Here is a 6,294-nt window from a genome sequence, read left to right as displayed (position 1 = left end):
GCCCTGGGTAGCTGTCGCGAATCTGCCGGCAGAGGGTGAAACCGTCGATGCCCGGCAACATCACATCGAGGATCAGCAGCGCCGGTTGTTCGTCAAGAATGCGTTGGGCCGCGCGGTCGCCACGGTGCTCCACCGCCACGTTAAACCCTTCGGCACGCAGAAACTCGGCCGTCAGTGCGGCCAGTGGGCGGTCATCTTCAATCAGCAGCAGGGTGTCGGGCATGAAAGGGGCGCCGTCGCCAGTGGAGGGGCGCAAGTGTTGCGCCCTTGCCACGGGAGTGGCAAGGGCTGTAAGCGGCTGTCAGCGAACGGTGATCTCGGGAGCCGCGTCCTTCGGCGCCTTCCAGCTGAGTAACTGCTGTTTGAACCCGTAGCTCGCGCCCTGGTAGTAGGTGATCGCGCGTTGGATCAACGGGTCATCGCTGCCCACGCGCAGTTCCTGGCTGTCACCCAGGGCCTGGTCATGGCGACGCAGGCCAAAACGCGGGCTGAGAATCGCCAGGTCCTTGCCGTCGAACAACCCCAGGTGCTGGTAGTTGCCGACCACCACGCGCGGTGGCAGCGGGTTGTCTTGCAACAGGTTGCGACCGAAGAAGGTCGATTCGTAGCTCAGGTTGATCAGGCCCAGCAGGGTCGGCGCCAAGTCGATCTGGCTGGCCAGTTGGGCGCTTTCCCGGGCTTCGATGAGTTTGGGTGCATAGATGAACAACGGAATCTGATAGTTGACCATCGGCAGGTCTTCCTTGCCTGCGCTGCCAGCGGTGTGGTCAGCGACGAACACGAAAATCGTGTTGTCGAACCACGGTTTCTGGCGTGCCGCGTCCAGGAATTCACCAATCGCGTGGTCGGTGTATTTCACCGCGCCATCACGGCCGTTACCGGATTTGATATCGATGCGCCCATCCGGGTAGGTGTAGGGGCGATGGTTGGAGGTGGTCATCAATTGCAGCAAGAAGGGCTGCTGTTTGGCGTAGTCGGCGTCGGCCAGTTTCAGGGTTTGTCGGTAGAGGTCTTCGTCGGCCATGCCCCAGGCGTTTTTGAACGAAATTTCCGCTTCGGCCACGCTGCTCTGGTCGACGACACGATAACCGTTGCCACTGAAAAACGCGTTCATGTTGTCGAAATAACCGCGCCCGCCGTACACGAACACGCTGTCGTAGCCGATAGACGTGAGGTGCTGGCCGAGGCTGGCGAAACCGCTTTCACGCCCAATACGCTTGACGATCGAACGGCCGGGCGTGGGTGGAATTGCCAGGGTGATCGCTTCCAGGCCACGGTCGGTGCGGGTGCCGGTGGCATAGAAGTTATTGAAGTAGAGGCTTTGCTTGCGCAGGACATCGAGATTGGGCGTGAGGTTGCGCCCGTCGCCGTTGCTGCCCATGTATTTGGCGCTGAAGCTTTCGATGGTCACCAGCACGATGTTGGGTTTGCGCAGCGTGCCCGGGTTGGTGATTTCGCGGCGGATGTCCAGCGGGTCGGTGCCGACAAAGCGTGCGTTGGGTTCGCTGAGTTCGGCGCGCAATTGCTTGGCAACCACGTCGGTCGGCAGGCTTTTATAGAACTGCGTGTAATCCAGTTCGTTGTTGCGGAAGGCGGCAAAAAATTGATACGGGCCGTTACTCGCGAGTTCGTTGTTGTAGGCGTTGCCGCCTTGGGCGCGCGGGCTGTCTTGGCTGATCAACTGCATGCAGAGACCCGCAACGACCAACAAACTCACGGCGTTCAGCAGGCGGCCACGCAGGGGTGGCAGGGGCGCGCGCATGGCCGCGTTGAACGGTTTGCGCAACGCCAGGCTCAACACAATCGCCAGCATCGCCAACAAGCTGAGCAGCTTGCCGATCGGGTAGGACTCCAGCAGGTTGTTCAGCACCTCGTTGGAGTACACCAGGTAATCGACGGCAATAAAGTTGAAGCGCACGCCGAATTCATCCCAGAACAACCACTCGGCCACCGCAGTGAACAGCATGGCGAACAGGCTGACCGTGAGCACGGCTTGCAAGAACCAGCGATGGCCCCGGCGGCGCCACAGCGCGGGCGGGCACACCAGCAAGTAAAGGCCCAGCGGCAGGGCTGCATAGACAAGGAAACTCAGGTCGTACAGCAGGCCCACGCCAAACACCGGCAGCAGGTTGCCACTGACTTCGTCCAGGTGAGTGACGAGCAACAGGCCGCGGGTCAGCAGGAAAATAGCCAGCCAGGTACCGGTAACCAACAACAAGTAGCGCATAGGCGCGGTTTTGAGAAACCCCATGTCCAACTTCCTTATATTAATGGGGCGCGATCTTCGCGCTGACACTGTAGTCAGTTTGTGAAGCTATAGTGAAAAACTCGTTCGGCCAAGTAATCAGTTGAAAACCTTTATCGACGTGGCTCCCAGGTCTATCCCTGAGCCACACTTGGCCTTAAGCTGCGCGAGCCGACAAGGCTGGCACGAAAGAACGGAGACACTGCCCATGCGAATTCTATTGGTTGAAGACAACCGCGATATTCTGGCCAACCTGGCCGATTACCTGGGGCTCAAAGGCTACACCGTGGACTGTGCGCAGGACGGTTTGTCAGGCCTGCACCTGGCCGCCACCGAGCATTACGACTTGATCGTGCTCGACATCATGCTGCCAGGGATCGATGGCTACACCCTGTGCAAACGCCTGCGCGAAGACGCGCGCCGCGACACGCCGGTGATCATGCTCACCGCGCGTGACCAGTTGGATGACCGCCTGCAGGGCTTCAAGTCCGGTGCCGACGATTACCTGCTCAAGCCGTTCGCCTTGTCGGAACTGGCCGCTCGCATCGAAGCCGTGCTGCGCCGTGCCCAGGGTGGTGGGCGCCGCGCCCTGCAAGTCGGCGACTTGAGCTACGACCTCGACACCCTGGAAGTCACCCGCGAGGGGCGCCTGCTCAAGCTCAACCCAGTGGGCCTCAAGCTGCTGGCGGTGTTGATGCAGAAAAGCCCGCACGTGTTGCGTCGGGAAATTCTCGAGGAAGCGCTGTGGGGCGATGACTGCCCGGACAGCGACAGCTTGCGCAGCCACGTCCACCAATTGCGCCAAGTGATCGACAAGCCTTTCGCCAAACCGCTGCTGCAAACGGTACACGGCGTGGGTTATCGCCTGGCCGAGGGTCGTGATGGAGTTTAAGCAAAGCCTTGCCCAGCGGATCATCATCGCCTTTGCCTTGATGAGTGCGTTGGTGGCGGGGGCCTTCGCCATGGGCATCGTCGCGACCGTGCACCTGGTGGAAGAAAAGCTGATCTCGGCAGGCCTGGGCGGCGACTTGCAACGGTTGCTGCTGATGGACAGCGTCGAGGATTGGAACCACCGCCCCGAGCCGGATCAACTGTTCTACTTCAGCGGCGGCCCCGGGGATTTCGAGCTGCCCAAGGATCTGCGGCACCTGGAACCGGGTTTTCACGAGGTGTTTCGCGAGGCGCTGTCGTACCACGCCATGGTTGAAGTGGTCGATGGCCGGCGTTACGTGCTGCTGCAAGACCAGAGCGATTTCGAAGAACGTGAGCGCGTGCTGTTTGCCGTGGTGCTGGTGGGCTTTGTGCTCAGCCTGGCGCTGGCCGTGTTCCTCGGCTGGGTGCTGGCGCGCAAAGTGATGGCGCCGGTGGTGCGCCTGGCCCGCCAGGTGCGGCATCGTGATCAGTTGCTGGGGCTGGCGCCGCCGTTGGCACCGGATTATGCCGCCGATGAAGTCGGCGAACTGGCGGTGGCGTTCGACGCCACACTGGGCCGGTTGCGCCAGGCGTTGTCGCGCGAGCAACTGTTCACCAGCGACGTCAGCCACGAATTGCGCACGCCGTTGATGGTACTGGCCAGCTCGTGCGAGTTGCTGCTGGAAAACCCGGCGATTGATCAGCGTGGCCGTAATCAGGTGCAGCGCATTGCGCGCGCCTGCGAAGAAATGCGCGAACTGGTGCAGACTTTCCTGATGCTGGCCCGCGCCAAGCACGACGATGCAGCCATGTCGCCGCAGGTCAGCCTGACCCAGGTGGCCGATGATCTGCTCGGGATCTGGCGTGAGCCCATCGAACACAAAGGCCTTGAGTTGATCTACCAGCCGGGCAACCCGTTGGATACGCGTTACAACACCACCTTTCTGCACGCGGTGATGGGCAACCTGTTGCGCAACGCCTTGCATTACACCGAGCAGGGCTTTATCCGCCTGACCCTGGAGCCCAGTGGTTTTGTGGTGGAAGACTCCGGCGTCGGTATTCCGGAAGACAAACGCGAAGCGATGTTCGAACCCTTTGTACGCGGCAGCGAAAAGCGCGGTGACGGCCTGGGCTTGGGTTTGTCGCTGGTGCAGCGCATCTGTGAGAGCCAGGGCTGGAGCGTCAGCTTGAGCACCATGGAGCCCAATGGCTGCCGTTTTCACGTCGAGTTGAGCCAGGTCAAACCCTGACCGCCTTTCCTGCCGCTATCCTGCGGCAGATCCCCTGCTTTTCGGCGAAGATGGCCCCATGCCATCCCTTGTGTCTGTAAAGTCTTGAAATGTATGAGATTGGACAGGACAAGTTTTTCACAACGGGTTGACCTGTTGATCACAGTTTGCTGCTTAAGGTTGTAGGCATCAGCTACTGGAGATCCGTTGATGTCTACCCCGACCAAGCTCGAATTTTCTGAAAAGTACGACGATCAGCACGCGCAGAATTATTTGCTCAAGCATCAGGACAATCTGGCTCGCCGGTTGTCCCACAAGCGCGACGAGCAATTGGCGCGCGGCGCGCTGGCCATGGCCGGCGAGCCAGGCCTGGTGCTGGACCTGCCCTGTGGGGCGGGACGCTTTTGGCCATTGTTGGCAGAGAAACCCAACCGTGTGATTATCGGGGCCGACAATTCGGCGTCGATGTTGAAGGTCGCCACGGTTGCGCAGCCTGCAGATGTGGTCAAACGGGTACGCCCTTTGCAGACATCGGCCTTTGATATCGATTTGCCCGATAACTCAGTCGACAGCATTTTCTGCATGCGCCTGATGCACCACATTGGTGATCCGGCGCACAGGCTGACAATACTGCGGGAGTTTCAGCGTGTTACCCGCGACAGTGTGATCATTTCGTTGTGGGTCGATGGCAACTTCAAGGCCTGGAAGCGCAAGCGTGCTGAAGTGAAACGTCGCAAAAAAGGTGAGCAGGAAGGTTACCAAAATCGGTTTGTGTTACCGGCTGCTACTGTTGAGGCAGAGTTCGAGCAAGCCGGTTTCCGGGTTCAGGAATCCCTGGACTTCATACCGCTCTACGCCATGTGGCGAGTGTATGTATTGCGTAAGAGGTAACAGGATGGCAGTTGAGTGCGTAGTTGGCAGTCATGTAGCTCCAGAAGAGCGGTTTGATTTTTTCTGGCGCCTGCAAGGCGATTGGGTCGAGGAGCCTAATCGTCGACGCGGCGGTGAAAGCGGTGTGCAACGTGTGGTGAGCCCAAATGGCCGATTGCTCTACAGCAAACGCCAGACCGGGCATATTTACCGCAGTTGGCTCCACCCGTTCGGGCGCCCGACCGTGTTGCGCGAGCGCGATGCCCTCAAGGGTTTGCGTTTACTGGATGTACGAGTACCGGAATTGGTGTTCTGCGGAGCGCGACGCGACCCTGAGCATCAATGGACAGCGCTCTTGGTGACCGCGTCTCTCGATGGTTTCGACGAGATCGAAAACTGGTACGCCGCAGGCGGCCGCGAGCAGTACGGCGAAGAGGTGCATGAGCGTTTGCTCAAGGAATTGGCCGGCACCCTGGCGCGTATGCACAAAGGCCGTTGGCAGCATGGTTGCCTGTATATCAAGCACGTGTTTGTGCGGGTAACCGGTGAGCGCGACTCGGCCAAGGTGGAAGTGGCACTGCTGGACTTTGAAAAGTGCCGCCAGCGCCTGACCGCTTATCGGGCGGCGTCCCACGATATGCTGCAACTGCGCCGCCATTCGTCGTTCAACGACACCGACTGGAAAAAACTCAGCTACTTTTACGAGACGGCGTTTGGCAGCGCTATCAAGGGTTTAACCAGATGAAGCTAGAAATAGCACGAGGTTTGTTCCTGGTCGGGGCGTTGGGCATTGCAGCCCTCGCACTGGCCGCTTGGGAACTGCCTCGCACACAAGTGCTGCATGCGGTGCAAGGCGGTGGGCAATGCCCATTGCCGCGCGTTGCGAAGGCGAGTGTGGCGGTCAAGCCTGATCATGACTTGTTGTTGTTCATGTTTGGGATGTCTCAGGGCATGAGGCCGCAGAGTTGAAACGATTCAAACTCCCGAAGAAGGGCCTTGCGATGCGAGGCCCTTTTTTTTGGACTGTGGTTTTTTGGC

At 59.7% G+C, this 6,294-nt stretch carries 7 protein-coding genes; 5 read left to right on the top strand and 2 right to left on the bottom strand.

The window, feature by feature from the left end; all coding sequences use genetic code 11:
- Together WBB95_RS10985 and WBB95_RS10980 are read right to left on the bottom strand one after the other, a co-directional pair.
- On the bottom strand, positions 1-223 hold a 223-nt coding region (locus WBB95_RS10985), incomplete at its 3' end, for a response regulator (RefSeq protein WP_424487614.1).
- A 78-nt stretch (positions 224-301) separates the two neighbouring features.
- Positions 302-2,251 (bottom strand): LTA synthase family protein, encoded by a 1,950-nt coding sequence (locus WBB95_RS10980; RefSeq protein ID WP_424487613.1) that lies wholly within the window; start codon positions 2,249-2,251, stop codon positions 302-304.
- Positions 2,252-2,453: 202 nt separating this feature from the next.
- On the opposite strand from WBB95_RS10980, the gene colR reads away from it, so the two are divergent.
- The 5 genes from colR to WBB95_RS10955 all read left to right on the top strand — a co-directional run bounded on the left by colR (position 2,454) and on the right by WBB95_RS10955 (position 6,225).
- Positions 2,454-3,137: a two-component system response regulator ColR gene (gene colR, locus WBB95_RS10975; protein WP_003175870.1), complete on the top strand. Its 684-nt coding sequence runs from the start codon at positions 2,454-2,456 to the stop codon at positions 3,135-3,137.
- Entirely contained in the window at positions 3,127-4,407 is a 1,281-nt protein-coding gene (locus WBB95_RS10970) for a sensor histidine kinase (RefSeq protein ID WP_424487612.1), read from the top strand. The genes colR and WBB95_RS10970 overlap by 11 nt, the downstream gene beginning before the upstream one ends.
- 189 nt (positions 4,408-4,596) lie before the next feature.
- Positions 4,597-5,277 carry a class I SAM-dependent methyltransferase gene (locus tag WBB95_RS10965; protein WP_424487611.1) on the top strand — a complete coding sequence of 227 codons (681 nt, stop codon included), beginning with the start codon at positions 4,597-4,599 and terminating at the stop codon, positions 5,275-5,277.
- Between the two features lie 4 nt (positions 5,278-5,281).
- Positions 5,282-6,001: a lipopolysaccharide kinase InaA family protein gene (locus tag WBB95_RS10960; RefSeq protein ID WP_424487610.1), complete on the top strand. Its 720-nt coding sequence runs from the start codon at positions 5,282-5,284 to the stop codon at positions 5,999-6,001.
- Positions 5,998-6,225 carry a hypothetical protein gene (locus tag WBB95_RS10955; protein WP_424487609.1) on the top strand — a complete coding sequence of 76 codons (228 nt, stop codon included), beginning with the start codon at positions 5,998-6,000 and terminating at the stop codon, positions 6,223-6,225. The genes WBB95_RS10960 and WBB95_RS10955 overlap by 4 nt, the downstream gene beginning before the upstream one ends.
- The last annotated feature ends 69 nt before the right edge of the window (positions 6,226-6,294 follow it).

It is taken from the genome of Pseudomonas sp., from assembly GCF_049645325.1.
Lineage (GTDB): Bacteria > Pseudomonadota > Gammaproteobacteria > Pseudomonadales > Pseudomonadaceae > Aquipseudomonas.
This window is presented reverse-complemented; position numbering and strand designations above follow the sequence as displayed.